This is a genomic window from Maribacter thermophilus, assembly GCF_001020565.1.
Classification (GTDB): Bacteria; Bacteroidota; Bacteroidia; order Flavobacteriales; family Flavobacteriaceae; genus Maribacter; species Maribacter thermophilus.
The window spans coordinates 3,487,395-3,503,635 of the sequence record NZ_LDAS01000001.1 but is presented as its reverse complement, the minus strand read 5'-3'; the positions used below and the strand labels follow the sequence as shown (position 1 = coordinate 3,503,635).

Genomic DNA, 16,241 nt, shown 5'->3' with positions numbered 1-16,241 from the left:
CAAGAAACAATAAACTAAACTTCTTTTACCTTGGGAATATTACAGACCAATAAGACAGAAAAAGACGAAAAAACGATAGATTTTACATTGGCAAGTTCTAAAAACCTATTGCTCATCTTTACCCGAAACCCAGAATTGGGTAAAGGGAAAAGACGTTTGGCGGCAACCGTTGGTGATGAATGTGCCCTGAACATCTACAAATTTCTGTTAGAGCATACGGTCAGTATAACCTCAAAACTCTATGCTGAGAAAACAGTATATTATTCTGAAGAAATTTGGGAGAACGATATTTGGAAAAATACCATATACGACAAGAAAGTACAACAGGGCAAAGATCTAGGCCAACGTATGGCCAATGCTTTTAAGGATGGTTTTGAAAGAGGATTTGAAAAAATCATTATTATTGGCAGCGACATGTACGACCTAGATCAAGAGGATTTGGAAAACGCCTTTAAACAGCTCACCCAAAACGATTTTGTAATAGGCCCCGCAGAAGATGGCGGGTATTATTTACTTGGCATGAAGAAATTAAAGCCCGAGCTTTTTGAAAACAAAAATTGGGGCACCGACAGTGTGCTAAAAGACACTCTTGCCGACCTAAAAAACGAAAAGACGGAGTTATTGGAAACTAGAAACGATATAGATTATTATGAGGACATCAAAGACGTACCCGTTTTTGCTCCTTTTTTAAAACATATAACAAAATGATAAAAGAACAACTTGAAGAATCAGTAGCATATTTAGTATCAAAAGGATTTGATAAACCTGAAATAGGAATTGTACTTGGCACCGGCCTGGGGAGATTGGTAGACGAAATCAAAAACCCCATAGATGCATATTACAACCATATTCCTTTCTTTCCATTGGCCACGGTAGAATTTCACACCGGTAAATTGGTCTTCGGTACCATAGAGGACAAAAAGGTGGTGGTAATGCAGGGCCGTTTTCATTTGTACGAAGGATACGATTTTCTAGATATTACCTACCCCATTAGAGTAATGCACATGCTGGGCATTACCAAATTATTCATATCCAACGCCGCAGGGGCCATCAACACCAATTTTAAAAAAGGTGATATGATGTTGATAGAGGACCACATTAACCTTCAAGGTGGGTCTCCATTGGCATTTAAAAATGTCTCCGAATTTGGTGAGCGGTTTGTAGACATGTCGGAGCCTTACGACCAAAACATGAGAAACAAGCTTATTGAGATAGCTAAAGATAATGGCATTTCATTAAAATCGGGAATCTATGCCTCTGTCGTAGGGCCACAATTAGAAACAAAAGCTGAATACCGTATGCTAAAGATATTGGGTGCAGATGCGGTAGGAATGAGCACCGTACCCGAAGTAATTGTGGCAAATCACCTGAACCTTCCCATGATAGCGGTATCCGTTTTAACGGACGAGTGCGACCCGGCCAATCTTAAGCCGGTAGATATTAACGAAATTATCTCCATTGCAGAGAAAACAGAACCAAAAATGGTAAAATTGTTCAAAGAATTGATAAAACAGATATAAATCAATATTGGTAACAACAATAGGTTCTAGTAGTTTTTCAATGGCCAGCATTAGCATTATTATCCCCGTACTAAATGAAGAAGCATACATTGAAAAGCTACTTAGAACCATCTTGAAACATTCAACCTCAAACCAAATAAAGGAAATATTGGTAGTGGATGGTGGCAGTACCGACAACACTTTGTCCATTGCCAAAAAGTTTGGTGTCAAAACAATATCATGCCCCTCGGGCAGGGCCAAACAAATGAATATAGGCACCCAAAAAGCTACGGGTGAAATTCTTTATTTTTTACATGTTGACAGCCTTCCTCCTTTGGGTTTTGACCAAAAGATCGTTCAATCTTATAATGAAGGGTATAAAACAGGATGCTTCCGGCTTAAATTTGACACCCAAAGCTATTTTCTAGGGTTCTTTGCTTGGTTCACAAAGATCAACCAACCTATATGCCGTGGTGGAGACCAGTCCTTGTTCATAACAAAAGAACTTTTTAAAAAATTGAAAGGATTTAATGAGGAGTTCGTAATTTATGAGGACAATGAGTTTATTCGACGTATCTATAAAGTGACCTCTTTCAAGGTCATAGACGACTTTATCGAAACTTCCACTAGAAGATATAAAAAGCACGGAAATGTAAGGTTACAGTACCATTTTGCAATGATACACCTAAAGTATTATTTGGGCAGTGGACCACAAACCTTGTTCAACTATTACAAAAAGCATATCGCCCTTTAACCTACCTTTCTTCATAATCCAGTATTACCCCTTCAGATATCCATTTGGCCAATGCCTGCCTATTGTCAGGTTCCAAAATTCTGCGTTGATCTTTCTTGTTGCGTATGTTGCCTATTTCTATAAAGGTCATGGCAGGATGTGTTTTTTTAACCAAGTACAAAGAGGTACGATCTTCAAAAGTACCCGAATAGGTCCGGTTGGGCTGATACTTTTTATATTTGGACTGAAAGGTCTTGTGAATGTTCTCGGCCAACCGTTTTCCATTTTTACTTTTTTCGTGGTGGTAGAAAAACACATCTATATTTTGCCCCTTGCTTCTACTATCTACATGGGTTACGATCAACCGTTGGTAAGCTCCTTTGTTCTTTTTATAAAGATTATTAACGATATCTACCCTTTGTCGCAATCTGGCCAATTGGTTTAAGGGTATGGTCTTGTCAGGGTAAGCAACCTCATCGTTATCCAAATCCAAAATCCGTTCTTCTCGGATACCATCGTTTTCATCCCTTATAATGATGTATACCTTAGCACCATGGGCCAACAGCTCTTTTGCCAAACGCAACGTTATATCATAGGCGTACTCGTCTTCGGCAATAGGTTTACCTTTATACACTGCCATAGCACCGGGGTCGGGACCTCCGTGACCCGAAACCAGATAATAAACGGCCTCTTTTAACCGCTCACTTTTTGGTAAGACCGTCTTATGGTCCTCTCCAAAAATATCATAGGTCTTGCCTTCTATTTTCTTTATTTCCTTAGACTGTTCTTGCAAAGAACTTTCAATGGGCACGGTATCCAATGTTACTTTCGGAATCGCATAGGTTTGCCCTTCGTACAGGTGGACACTATCTCTAAGGTTATCTATATTAACATTTACAAACTCATCATAATATTGGTAAGGGTCCACACCATGTTTTCTTAACAGCGATAAAATACCGTCTCCCTTTTCTGCCGTTACGGTAGCCAATGTATCTTGAGAGCATACCACATGGATCTGCCCTAAACACAAAAAACAAATTATAAAAAGTTTATACATCACAAAAAATTGAAAACAAAGTTCATGCCGAACAAAAGGGCAAAAAATATATTATTTTTCAAAATTTAAACTCGCATGGTCTTGCAGAATACCATCTTTTAAAATATCTACCAACGACTTCTTGTCGGTCTTTACCTTAATGCCCTTTTCAGACGGGTTAGAAGACTCTTTAAAACCTAAAGTTATAACCGGAGGAAGTACATTCTTAGCAAAAAAAACACGTACCCCATCATTAAAAGAAGAGATGCCGTCTTTGGCCTCCGAACTTTTCATGGCATTTTTTCTTATCACCTTTTGAAGGTTCTTGGCCAGTTTCTCCCCTTGTTCGCTTTCATTGAAATAGTGCACCGAAACGTTCATGTTCTTTTCATTTTTAAGTTGATCTTCGAACAACAACAAGCGCTGATAACTACCATTATGCTTTATATATTTTTTATTTACGATGCTGGAATACTCCCCATACATGGTCTTTTTACTATTAGGGTCCATACTATCCCCTTCAATACTTTCTTCTAAAGGATCGTTCTCTAACACATATACCCTTGCCCCTCTCTCTAACAGATCTTTTGACAAATGTTGCACCAGACCCTCAAAACTATCTTCACCCTCTCTTTTACTAGAGTTTACCAAGTAATAAACTGTGTTTTTTAAGCTACTGTCCTTAACTTTCATCAACATTAGCCTGTTTTTATCGAATATTGGCTCTTCTTGCAAGTTATTGACCGATATTTTTATACCCATATTTTTGAACGAATCTGGGGCGGAAGGCAATAAGTACTTTTTACCAACAATCAATTCACTACCATTTTTAATATTGTCTTCGTTTAGCAGCAAGAATTTTTCGTAATACTTTACGGGGTCCATACCAGATTTCCTCAGGATAGAGAAAATACCGTCTCCTTTTTCGGCCACAATAGTATCATTAGAAAATTGGGCAGAAATGGAGTTTAAAACAAATAGAAAAATAAAAAAAGGGTGGCGAAAAATTTTAATGTACATAGTATAGTGTTCCTTATACAAATATTACCAAAAATTATATCGTCAACAAAAAAGAAACCACACTTTAAACAAATGGCAACGACCAAATACGACCATATTAATTCATGTAAGAACCATAATGTTCCTGTATTACCTGTTGTGCCGGTTTGTTCTGGGGCGTAAACCTATTATCGGAAGCACCACCGGACTTCTCATGTTTTATGAACCATTTCCACACATAACCACCAGCAAACCATTCTTCGCCCCAAAATTCTTCGAAAATCGCCTTTTTGGCATTGGTCTGCCCTTTTAGGTTAACCCCTTCCTCTTTCCTATCTACCAACCACGGTTTTTTCGCCGTATAGTCCATACTGCGATAACCGTATTCGGTAAACAAAACCGGCCTTTCAAACTTTGTAGAAATCGCTATAATCTTCTTTTTCCACGGTTGCCAACCCTCTTTCAACTCATTAACAGAGGGTGTTTTTGACTCCGATAAAGGAAAATAAGCATCTATACCAATATAATCCAGTTCTTTCCAGAACGGTGTTTTTCCGAACTCGTCCCAGTTAGAGGCATAGGTTAATTTTCCTTTATACATCTTTCGAATCTTTTTTATCAACGATTGCCAATATTCAGGTCTATTGGCAATAAAGGTTTCCAATTCGGTACCAATACAAAAAATGGGCACTGCCGTTTCATGGGCAAGCTCCGCATAACTCAATATAAATTTGCTATATGAAGACTCCAATTGCCTCCAACTTTCTTCCGATTCTATTTTTATAGCACCTGTGAATTGACCATGACCTATCCATATTTGAGGCTTTAACATCACATTTACTCCATTTTTCTGAAGCATTTTTATATACTGTTCGGCACCCTTTCTTGTTTCTCCAAACCACTGCCGTTCTGTATCAAAAATGATTTCTGGGGAATCTAGGTCTCTTATAAAACCAAAGGGCATAACGGCGGCACTGTTCGCATTTATCTTTATAATCTCATCTACATGGGACTGTGCCACTTCTTCTCTTGATGCCACAAAACTTACCCCGTTTATTTTTTTCTGTGCCTTTCCTGAACAACAAAATTGGATACAGCATAAAAAAAGAAGTCCTAACCTTTTCATACTAAAACATTATGCCTTCTAAAATAGCCTTTTTTCAAATGCCTTTTTACGACAAAAAAGAGAATACTATGTTAAACTTGCCACAAGACATAAAGGTTCAATGCAGTTCGTTTAGACTCCAATCGTACGTATAGTAAGACAGTACGCTATTTTCTGGAAGCTGTTCTTTTCTATAGAGATTGATAAAGTCTTTTAAAGAAAAGGCGTTTTTAACAAAATCATCATGGTACCATTCAAAAATTTGTGATACCTGCACTTGGTTATTATCCACTTTTATAAAATTGGGGTCATTGAGCGCCTTTACCGTTTGTTCTTGCAATTGTTCTTTTAATAATAATGGCTTGTACGCCCCACTCTTTATAGGTGGGCAACCCAACCCGGCACATACCAGAACAAAATGAAATCTTGCTTCGTCCGGAAAATTGTCTCTAAGCATTGTGTTTTCTATATCGTTCAAGGTAAAGTATGTTCCTCCCGCATTATATATTATCTTATCAAAAAAACCAGGAACGTCCAAAGGGGATTTTAGAGGGTAATTTTTTACAATACCATCAATAACCAATAAGTTATAGGTATTGATCCAGAATGCCTGATAATTGTACTTCTCCGATTTTGAAACAGAAATTACACTTGCCATTTCCAATAAGTTTAGTAACTCCCTAGGATCTTTTTTAATGTCGGCATACTTCACCCTACCGTCCTTTACATGTGTTTTTAAGAATTTATCGGCATGGTCAATATAGTCCGTTAGTTCTTGCCCCCTAACAATACAACCGATCATGAACACGCAAATACTACTACATAAAAATTTAACCATGCCCTTTAATTTAAGTTACCATTTAATTCTAGGTCGCAAATAGCCTTCCAAACCTACTTTAGGAACAAAAAAATTAAACGGTAACGTATTTAAAATCATTCTAAATAAACTATGATTGTTAAGTAACTACCTTTATAATCGACACATGATGTATTAAAATTAATCTATGGAGCACGTTCTAATAATTGGAAATGGTATATCTGGCATTACTCTGGCAAGACACGTAAGAAAGTTATCCGACAAACAAATTACGGTCATATCATCAGAAACCGATTACTTTTTCTCCCGTACGGCACTAATGTATGTCTACATGGGCCATATGAAATTTGAACATACACAACCTTACGAAAACTGGTTTTGGAAAAAAAATAGGATCCATTTGGTTAAGGGATTTGTGCAAAAGGTACATACTTCCGATAAAAAGGTGGAACTCTCCAACGGAACATTCGTTGCCTATGACAAATTAGTAATCGCAACAGGTTCCAAACCCAATAAGTTTGGTTGGCCCGGTCAAGACCTAAAAGCAGTACAAGGTCTATATTCGAAGCAAGACCTAGATAACTTAGAGAAATACGCCCCAAACAACAAGCAGTGCAAAAGAGCGGTTATCGTAGGTGGTGGACTTATAGGTATAGAAATGGCCGAAATGTTGAGAAGCCGAAAAATTCCGGTTACGTTTCTAGTGCGTGAAACCAGTTTTTGGAATGGCGTTTTACCGGCCGGCGAATCTCAAATGATCAACGAGCATATTGCCGAACACCATATAGATCTTCGATTAAACACCAATTTAAAAGAAATATTGGCTGATGAAAACGGGCAGGCCAAAGCCGTTGTTACGGACAAGGGAGACACTATACCATGCAATGTAGTAGGCTTAACCGCAGGTGTAACCCCAAATGTCGATTTTTTAAAAGATTCGAGCATCGAGATAGGCAGAGGTGTCAAGGTCAATAGATTTTTAGAAACCAATATTTCTGATGTATACGCTATTGGAGATTGTGCGGAACAGCATGAGGCAATTGGTAATCGCAGGCCTATAGAAGCGGTATGGTACACCGGAAGAATGATGGGGGAAACCTTGGCGCAGACCCTATGTGGAAACCCTATGGAATACAACCCCGGACATTGGTTCAACTCCGCAAAGTTTCTTGATATTGAATATCAAACCTACGGTTGGGTCTTTAGTGAACGTAACAAAAAAGATTATGAAGAACATTTTCATTGGCGCCACGCAAAGGAAAATATCTGTATTACGGTAGCCTATCATAAAGACACCAAGAAATTCCTCGGTATCAATACCTTCGGTGTTCGTATGCGACATGCGATATTTGATCGCTGGCTGACAGAAGAACGTGATGTAGATTATGTGATGCAACACCTTAAAGACGCCAATTTTGATCCCGAATTCTATTCGCACTACGAAAAACAGATTATTTCAAAATACAACTCGGTTATGCATACCAGCTTATCCGTTAAGAAAAAAAGTTGGAAACGAATTTTTAGCAAAGCTTAACCAAATACAAAATGAAAGCAATAAAAAATATAGGACTGGTCATCTTCTTAATAGGACTGGCTACTTTTACGGTCATTCCGGTTATAGGCACTTACCAATTAGACCAAAACACATTCGAAGAAATAATTAAGGAGAAAAACATTAAAAGTGATGCTTTTATCCAAGCTGTTGAGCAAAATGTAGTGGACAAAGAATTCAATGGCATGTTAAGTTTATCCCCTGCCATTACTACGGCCTTGGAAAACGCCAACGCCCAACACAAAAAAAACAAGGAATACAAAAAGGTAATTTACACCAGTGGTCATGATATGGCCGCCTTGGTCGGAAAAAAGTCGGGCACAGGTTTTATAGCCCAAAACAAAGGCCTAATGTGGTTCTTTACCTTTGGCCTTGGTATCATTGGAGCATTAATGTTTATTCTGCCCAATGTTATCCTACTGGGCAAAAAAGGCATCAAAAATGACGGCATCTATCATGAGAGTACCACCAATAGGGGTTGGATCGCCTGGTTGGTATTCATATTTCTGGTTTCTTTTTATTTGGTCTTATACTTTAGCCCCGAATATGCCGTAAACTGGACATTCCTGGTCGACCCCATAAGCGAAAGTCTTAGCGGCAACCCCGCCGGCCACTGGTTTGTATATGGTTTTATGTACTGTGTAGTAATGACTGTAATGGCCATACGTATGTATATTAAATACCGCCATAACGCATACCAAATGGTACGTACCACATCGGTACTGTTCTTCCAGATAGTGTTTGCCTTCTTAATTCCTGAAATAATGGTGCGCTTACAAATGCCCTATTATGATTTTAAGAACGCGTTTCCTTTAGACTATGATTTCTTTTTTCAGTGGAATCTAAAATCATTGCTCAACAGTGGCGGAATAGGATTGTTTATTCTCGTATGGGGTATTGTTCTTACCTTGGTAATTGTGCCGGTTATGGTCTATTTCTTTGGAAAAAGATGGTACTGTTCATGGGTTTGTGGTTGTGGAGGTCTGGCCGAAACACTTGGCGACCCCTACCGTCAACACTCAAGCAAATCATTATTCTCTTGGAAAGTAGAACGTTGGTTAATACATGGGGTACTGCTTTTTGCCGTGATTATGACAAGCATGACCTTATACAGTTTCTTTACCGAATCCGGTACGGTATTGGGCATCAAGACTCAAAGTGTTCAAAACACCTATAGTTTACTAATTGGCGCCGTCTTTGCAGGCGTAATCGGAACTGGGTTCTATCCTATTTTCGGTAACCGGGTATGGTGTAGATTTGGGTGCCCATTGGCTGCTTACCTTGGTTTTGTGCAACGTTTCAAATCTCGATTTAGAATTACTACCAATGGCGGACAATGTATTTCTTGCGGTAACTGCTCTACCTATTGTGAGCAAGGTATTGATGTTCGTGCGTATGCCCAAAAAGGAGAGAACATTATACGATCCAGCTGCGTTGGTTGCGGTGTATGTTCTGCCGTGTGCCCAAGAGGGGTTCTTAAGCTAGAGAACGGCCCTGAGGAAGGAAGAATTAACCCTACCGAAGTTTTGTTAGGAAACGATGTTGACCTTATGCAACTGATGAACAAAAAGTAGATTGTCATAAAAACAGAGATACGTTCTCATTTAAATTCATAAACTTTGCCCACAATTTTGCTATGGATATTCTCATGGTAAAAGGTATTACCCCTTATCAGGATTATGGTAGATATTATAGTTATTATTCCCGCTTACAACGAGGCAGATTCTATTGCCCACGTCATAAACGAACTCCCTAAAACGGTTTCCGAGATTATTGTAGTAAACAATAATTCTTCCGACGAAACGGCAAAGAACGCCCGATTAGCAGGGGCAACCGTATTAACAGAAAACAGAAAAGGGTATGGCTATGCCTGTCTTTGTGGTATGGATTATGTCGCCAAACAATCCAAACAACCCGATATTATCGTATTTATCGACGGAGATTATTCCGATTATCCAGAAGAATTAGACAAAGTAGTCGCCCCTATTACAGAAAATGACTTTGATTTTGTTGTGGGCGCCAGAAAAAAAAGTTTGCGAGAAGAAGGATCCATGACCCCGCAACAAGTTTTTGGCAACTGGTTGGCCACTTTCTTAATGCGATTGTTTTTTAGGGCAAATTTTACGGATTTAGGACCTTTTAGAGCCATAAAATACGAAAAGCTCAAAGAATTGGAAATGGAGGACAAAACTTATGGATGGACGGTAGAAATGCAATTGAAAATTTTACGAAAAAAAATGACATATACCGAAGTACCAGTGCGTTACAAAAAAAGAATTGGAGTCTCCAAAGTGTCTGGTACGGTAAAAGGTAGTATCTTTGCGGGTATCAAAATATTGGGTTGGATCTTTAAATACAGTATAAAATAATATGACATTGATAATATCTTACATCATTATTGCCATTTACAGTATTTCCCTATTGTTGATCTTTTTTTACAGCTTGGCCCAATTGAACTTATTGATCAATTACCTAAGCCAAAAAAGAAAGAATCAAACAGCTCCCAAATTCAATCTAATGGACCCAAAGGAGATTCCGTTCGTCACCATTCAACTTCCGGTATACAACGAACAATATGTAATGGAACGTCTTTTGGACAATATTGCCAAAATAGAGTACCCAAAAAGCAAATTGGAAATTCAAGTTTTAGACGATTCTACAGATGACTCCGTTGAGTTAACAGCAAAACGAATCGCGGAACTACAAGAAACCGGCCTAGATATACAACATATTAGAAGAGAGGACAGAACCGGTTTTAAGGCGGGTGCCTTAAAAGAAGGCCTCAAAATAGCCAAAGGAGAGTTCATAGCTATCTTTGATGCGGATTTCATGCCTGCATCGGACTGGTTGAAAAAAACGGTCATCTACTTTAAAGACGAAGAAATCGGAGTGGTACAGACCCGTTGGGGCCACCTAAACCGTGATTATTCTACCTTGACCAAAATACAGGCCTTTGCCTTGGATGCCCACTTTACACTGGAACAAGTAGGCAGAAACAGTAAAGGACATTTTATCAACTTTAACGGCACCGCAGGTATCTGGCGTAAAGAATGTATCATAGATGCAGGCAACTGGGAAGGCGATACATTGACAGAAGATTTGGATCTAAGCTATAGGGCCCAATTAAAGAATTGGAAATTTAAATACTTGGAAGACGTAGAAACGCCTGCCGAACTTCCTGTTGTAATCAGTGCCGCACGCTCACAACAATTTAGATGGAACAAAGGAGGGGCCGAAAACTTTAGAAAAACTGTTTGGAGCGTTATTACCGCAAAGAACATTCCTTTTAGAACAAAATTTCATGGTGTAATGCACTTATTGAACAGCTCTATGTTCCTATGTGTCTTCTTGGTCGCACTACTAAGTATCCCATCGTTATACATAAAGAATACATATGGCCACTTAGACTGGGTCTTTTCTTTACTGAGCCTCTTTACGATCAGTACGGTCATCTTGTTCATCTGTTATTGGTTTACCTATAAGAGCATTCAAGGAAGTAGCTTTGATAATTTTGTGGATTATATAAAACTCTTTTTTACCTTCTTCTCCGTAGCCCTAGGGTTTTCATTACACAATTCTATTGCCGTATTAGAAGGTCATATGGGAAAAAGGAGTGAATTTGTACGTACCCCAAAATTCAACATCAACAATTTGACCGAAAGTTGGAAAGGCAACAAATACCTAGCAAAGAAATTGTCACCGAACATGATACTTGAGTTTGCCTTGATGTTATACTTCTTGTTTGGAATGTACAGTGCGGTACCCCTAAACGATTTCGGATTGTTCCCGTTTCACTTTATGCTGTTCTTGGGCTTTAGTTTCGTTTTCTTTAAATCGTTAACCTCCAGAGCATAAATATTCTTAAAAAACCTATTAAAAAAGGATGGCACAAATGCCATCCTTTTTTTGTACATTAATTTACACCGCCCTCACAAGCAACTTACTATCACTAAGTTCTAACAGGTTGATAAAAAAGAATTCTTTCATAAAACACCAATTAAGCCCCCTCTTCAAATCAATGCCATAAAAATCGCTTAAATTCGCACACTTACATATGTAAACTATAAAATGTCTACCAGGTTAACAACGTACCTTAAACTTCATAAATTCTCCATACTATTTGTGTTGCTATCACTGGTGTTTTACTACACCCTTGCATACCGGACAGAGCGCACAGATTTTATTAAACTACTAACCTTATTTCTTGCTCTTTTTTTCTTTTACCTAAAATTGATACAATTCGAAAAATGGAATTTTAGGTTTCTCTTGGCAGCAGGTATTTTGGCCAGATTCGTGTTCTTGCCTTTAGAACCTCACTTATCGCAAGATTTTTATCGTTTTATTTGGGATGGCGAATTGGTGCGCAATTTCATAAACCCGTATGTAGAAGTACCAAACATACTGATCCAACAATCCGACCACATAATACCCAATGCCCAAGAACTATATATGGGTATGGGAGAACTAAGCGCCAAGCATTATAGTAACTATCCACCTTTGAACCAATTGATTTTTGCCATGGCAGCCCTATGGGGCGGAAAAACGATTTTAGGTTCTATAATTGCGATGAGAAGTTTTATTATTCTCGCAGATATCGGAATTTTTTATTTTGGAAGAAAGTTCTTAAAAAAACTGAACTGTTCTCCCCATCTCATCTTTTGGTATTTTCTAAACCCACTGGTTATAGTGGAACTAACGGGCAATCTTCATTTTGAAGGTGTAATGTTGTTCTTTTTCGTGTGGTCCATGTATTTACTATCCGTTAAAAAATGGCAATGGGCCGCAGTAATGCTGGGGTGTTCCATTTCTATCAAATTGGTGCCTTTGTTATTTTTACCTCTTTTTTTAAAATACTTCGGACTTAAAAGAAGTATCCTGTTTTACATGATCGTCTTAAGTACCCTGGCGCTGTCTTTTGCCCCATTTTATACTTTAGAGTTTGTTTCAAATTATTCACAAACCCTTAGTTTGTGGTTTTCTAATTTTGAGTTCAATGCCAGCCTCTACAACCTTATTAAACAAATAGCTGTTTATTTAGATCAAAAACCATGGGAGTTCATTAAGATCTATGGTAAAATAACACCCATTATTACTGTTTCTGTGATATTGCTACTAACTTTTTTTGGAAAAAACAGCACCCTTTTAGGACTCTTAAAATCCATGATGTGGGCATTGACCATTTATTATTTGATCTCTACCACCGTTCACCCATGGTATATAATTTTCTTGGTTTTGTTATCCTCTTTTACCACATATAGATATGCGATCATATGGTCCGCAGCCATCGTTTTAAGTTATTTCGCCTATTCTCAGGTAGATTTTAAAGAAAATCTCGTACTACTGGCCATTGAATATATTTCAGTGATAGGTTTTATGAGTTACGATTTTTTTGTACATCCTAACAAAAATTAAAGTTTTTGTAAAAAAAATTCCATCTATTAGGTCGGTCCAATATTATTTGTACATTTACCCCCACAATGAACGAACAAAACTACATATCAACTACTATGGGCATTTCTACTCCCGTACGTCGTCCGTTCGCACTTCGCCGCCGTCGCCCGTAAGGGTAGGGTATATTTTATGGAATTAGGTGAGTCCATTTCCGCACAAGCAAAATCAATTATTTCTTTATTTTCTTAAAATCTAAATAGCAATGAAGCTAGTTGTTGCTAACGAATCACATTTTAAATACGCACAGATTATTTGCAATACCATCGCGGAATCGGCAAAAGTACGTGGAACAGGAATCGCAAAGCGTACTCCTGAATATATTCAGAAAAAGTTATCTAACGGTAATGCCATAATTGCCTTGGACGGGGATACTTTTGCCGGCTTCTGTTATATAGAAGTTTGGGGACACGAAAAATTTGTAGCCAATTCGGGTTTAATCGTACATCCGGATTATAGAGGGCAAGGCTTGGCAAAAAAAATCAAAAAAAGAATCTTTGAACTGAGCAAAGAGAAATTTCCAGGTGCCAAGATATTTGGTATCACCACAGGCCTAGCCGTCATGAAAATAAATTATGAACTAGGCTACCAACCCGTAACCTTTTCTGAACTAACCGATGACCCAGAGTTTTGGAAGGGTTGCCAAACCTGTAAAAATTTCGATATCCTAACTAGAACCGAACGTAAAATGTGCCTATGTACCGGTATGTTACATGATCCCGAAAGAGAGAGAAAAGAAAAAAAGAGCATCGACAAGAAGTCGTTTAGAAGATTAAAAAGCATAAAAGAATCTTTGTTCTTAAAAAAGAAAAAATAGAAAAATAATCATTCTAAGGGGCATGACAACCTGCCCTATAAACCATATTCCGATTAGGAAAACAAAATAAAGCATCATGAAATTAGTATTAGCATACAGTGGAGGATTGGACACCTCATATTGCGCCAAATATTTATCAAAAGAAAAAGGATTTGAAGTACATGCAGTAAGTGTAAACACCGGCGGTTTTTCTCCTGAAGAAATTAAGACCATCGAGGAAAAAGCCTTAGAACTGGGAGCTTCTTCGTATACCTCTATAGATGCGGTGCAGACTTTTTACGACAAGGTGGTAAAATACCTGATCTTTGGAAACGTACTTAAAAACAACACTTACCCCCTTTCTGTAAGTGCCGAAAGAATTGTACAGGCAATTGAAATTGTAAACTACGCAAAAAAGATTGGCGCCAAATACATTGCCCATGGTAGTACCGGAGCAGGAAACGACCAAGTACGGTTCGATATGATCTTCCAAATCATAGCTCCTGAAATAGAAATCATAACCCCTATCAGGGACAACAAACTTGCCCGGGAAACAGAAATCGAATATCTAAAAGAAAACGGTATCGAATATTCTTGGGAAAAGGCAAAATACTCTATCAACAGAGGTCTTTGGGGAACATCTGTTGGTGGCGACGAAACATTGACTTCCGACAAACCATTGCCAGACAGTGCATACCCCAGCCAGTTAGAAGAAAAAAATCCAACGGATGTAAAACTTACCTTTAACCAAGGGGAGTTGATTGCCATAAATGGCGTAAAGGACACACCGGTAAACAACATTGAAAAATTGGAAGCCATGGCCTCTAAATACGCCATAGGTAGAGATATTCACGTAGGTGACACCATTATCGGCATAAAGGGCAGGGTAGGTTTTGAAGCGGCCGCGGCACTGATCATTATCAAAGCACACCACTTATTGGAAAAACATACTTTGACAAAATGGCAACAGTTTCAAAAAGAACAACAGGCAAATTTCTACGGTATGCTTTTACATGAAGGCAATTATCTAGATGCTGTAATGAGAAATATAGAGGCCTTTTTGACCGACACCCAAAAAACAGTATCCGGTGATGTATTCGTTACACTGTATCCATTTCAGTTTAGGTTAAACGGTATATCGTCTCCGCATGACCTAATGAACGCCGCCTTTGGAAGTTATGGTGAAATGAACAAAGGTTGGACGGCCGATGAAGCCAAAGGCTTTATAAAAATACAGTCAAATGCAGGTAAAATATATAACCATGTAAACAATAGCGATGATTAAAGCAGGAATTATTGGAGGCTCTGGCTATACCGGGGGAGAACTTATCAGAATTCTATTGAACCATCCTGGTATGCAAATCGATTTTGTATATTCCACCACCAGGGCAGGCAAACCTTTGACCTCTGCACACCCCGACTTGTTGGGCATTACAGATCTACAGTTTACAGGGGAAGTACATTTGAATGTTGATATTGTTTTTTTGTGCCTAGGTCATGGCAACTCGTCCAAATTCTTAAAAGAACACGATTTTTCATCGAACACTAAAATTATTGATCTTAGCAATGATTTTAGACTAGAGGCCGACGCCAATTTCAACGGCAAAGAATTTGTGTACGGACTGCCAGAGCTTAATAAACCACAAATTGAAAATGCCGAATTTATAGCGAATCCGGGGTGCTTCGCCACAGCGATACAATTGGCCCTGTTGCCTCTGGCCAAAGCAGGCAAACTTAATTCGGCCGTACACATCAACGCGGTAACTGGAAGTACCGGGGCCGGTGTTAGTCCGTCTGCCACATCACATTTTAGTTGGAGAAACAACAATGTAAGCTGGTACAAGCCATTTACCCACCAGCATCTTGGTGAAATAAACGAAAGCTTACACAGATTGCAACCAGATACGGGAGAACTATTTTTTCTTCCTAACCGAGGAAATTTCACAAGGGGTATTCTAGCAACTGCCTATACCCATTTTGAAGGTAGTTTAGAAAATGCGCAAAAATTGTACAGCGATTTTTACACCGACGCCGTCTTTACACAAGTCTCGGAAGACCCCGTTAATTTAAAGCAAGTGGTAAACACCAATCAATGTCATATTCACTTGCACAAACATGAGGACACCCTTTTAATAACATCGGCAATAGATAATTTATTAAAAGGAGCTTCAGGACAAGCAGTACAGAACATGAACTTGATTTTTGGATTCGAGGAAGATCTTGGACTAAACCTCAAGGCAAGTGTATTTTAACAAA

General features: G+C 38.5%; 15 protein-coding genes. 11 read left to right on the top strand and 4 right to left on the bottom strand.

Features of this window, described 5'->3' with window-relative positions; translation table 11 throughout:
• The first annotated feature begins 30 nt into the window (after positions 1-30).
• From AB657_RS15180 to AB657_RS15170, 3 genes are read left to right on the top strand one after another with little or no spacing between them, the layout of a single operon-like run.
• Positions 31-708 (top strand): TIGR04282 family arsenosugar biosynthesis glycosyltransferase, encoded by a 678-nt coding sequence (locus tag AB657_RS15180; protein WP_047247273.1) that lies wholly within the window; start codon positions 31-33, stop codon positions 706-708.
• Positions 705-1,520, top strand: coding sequence for a purine-nucleoside phosphorylase (locus AB657_RS15175; RefSeq protein WP_047247272.1), 816 nt, complete (start codon positions 705-707; stop codon positions 1,518-1,520). Before AB657_RS15180 ends, AB657_RS15175 begins: the two co-directional genes overlap by 4 nt.
• 40 nt (positions 1,521-1,560) lie before the next feature.
• Entirely contained in the window at positions 1,561-2,253 is a 693-nt protein-coding gene (locus AB657_RS15170) for a TIGR04283 family arsenosugar biosynthesis glycosyltransferase (protein ID WP_047247271.1), read from the top strand.
• Position 2,254: 1 nt separating this feature from the next.
• Here AB657_RS15170 and AB657_RS15165 read toward each other — a convergent pair whose 3' ends face one another.
• The 4 genes from AB657_RS15165 to AB657_RS15150 form a co-directional block, all read right to left on the bottom strand.
• A complete protein-coding gene (locus tag AB657_RS15165) occupies positions 2,255-3,289 on the bottom strand; it encodes an N-acetylmuramoyl-L-alanine amidase family protein (protein ID WP_047247270.1) in 1,035 nt (344 codons plus the stop codon).
• Positions 3,290-3,340: 51 nt separating this feature from the next.
• On the bottom strand, positions 3,341-4,288 hold the full coding sequence (locus AB657_RS15160; RefSeq protein WP_047247269.1) for a hypothetical protein: 948 nt from the start codon (positions 4,286-4,288) through the stop codon (positions 3,341-3,343).
• A 97-nt stretch (positions 4,289-4,385) separates the two neighbouring features.
• Positions 4,386-5,393, bottom strand: a complete 1,008-nt coding sequence (locus AB657_RS15155; protein ID WP_047247268.1) for a glycoside hydrolase family 113 — start codon at positions 5,391-5,393, stop codon at positions 4,386-4,388.
• Between the two features lie 97 nt (positions 5,394-5,490).
• Positions 5,491-6,210 carry a DUF547 domain-containing protein gene (locus AB657_RS15150; protein ID WP_047247267.1) on the bottom strand — a complete coding sequence of 240 codons (720 nt, stop codon included), beginning with the start codon at positions 6,208-6,210 and terminating at the stop codon, positions 5,491-5,493.
• A 166-nt stretch (positions 6,211-6,376) separates the two neighbouring features.
• Here AB657_RS15150 and AB657_RS15145 point away from each other — a divergent pair, with 166 nt between their 5' ends.
• From AB657_RS15145 to argC, 8 genes are all read left to right on the top strand, one after another.
• Positions 6,377-7,723 carry an NAD(P)/FAD-dependent oxidoreductase gene (locus AB657_RS15145; protein WP_047247266.1) on the top strand — a complete coding sequence of 449 codons (1,347 nt, stop codon included), beginning with the start codon at positions 6,377-6,379 and terminating at the stop codon, positions 7,721-7,723.
• Positions 7,724-7,734: 11 nt separating this feature from the next.
• Entirely contained in the window at positions 7,735-9,315 is a 1,581-nt protein-coding gene (locus AB657_RS15140) for a 4Fe-4S binding protein (RefSeq protein WP_047247265.1), read from the top strand.
• A 105-nt stretch (positions 9,316-9,420) separates the two neighbouring features.
• Positions 9,421-10,110, top strand: a complete 690-nt coding sequence (locus AB657_RS15135) for a glycosyltransferase family 2 protein (protein WP_047247264.1) — start codon at positions 9,421-9,423, stop codon at positions 10,108-10,110.
• A 1-nt stretch (position 10,111) separates the two neighbouring features.
• Complete coding sequence (locus tag AB657_RS15130; RefSeq protein WP_047247263.1) at positions 10,112-11,596, top strand: cellulose synthase family protein; 1,485 nt, start codon at positions 10,112-10,114, stop codon at positions 11,594-11,596.
• A gap of 375 nt (positions 11,597-11,971) precedes the next feature.
• Positions 11,972-13,153, top strand: coding sequence for a mannosyltransferase (locus AB657_RS15125; RefSeq protein ID WP_316933225.1), 1,182 nt, complete (start codon positions 11,972-11,974; stop codon positions 13,151-13,153).
• Positions 13,154-13,394: 241 nt separating this feature from the next.
• A complete protein-coding gene (locus AB657_RS15120; protein ID WP_047247261.1) occupies positions 13,395-14,006 on the top strand; it encodes a GNAT family N-acetyltransferase in 612 nt (203 codons plus the stop codon).
• A 73-nt stretch (positions 14,007-14,079) separates the two neighbouring features.
• Positions 14,080-15,270 (top strand): argininosuccinate synthase, encoded by a 1,191-nt coding sequence (gene argG, locus AB657_RS15115; protein ID WP_047247260.1) that lies wholly within the window; start codon positions 14,080-14,082, stop codon positions 15,268-15,270.
• Positions 15,263-16,237 carry an N-acetyl-gamma-glutamyl-phosphate reductase gene (gene argC, locus AB657_RS15110; RefSeq protein WP_047247259.1) on the top strand — a complete coding sequence of 325 codons (975 nt, stop codon included), beginning with the start codon at positions 15,263-15,265 and terminating at the stop codon, positions 16,235-16,237. The genes argG and argC overlap by 8 nt, the downstream gene beginning before the upstream one ends.
• Positions 16,238-16,241 lie beyond the last annotated feature (4 nt).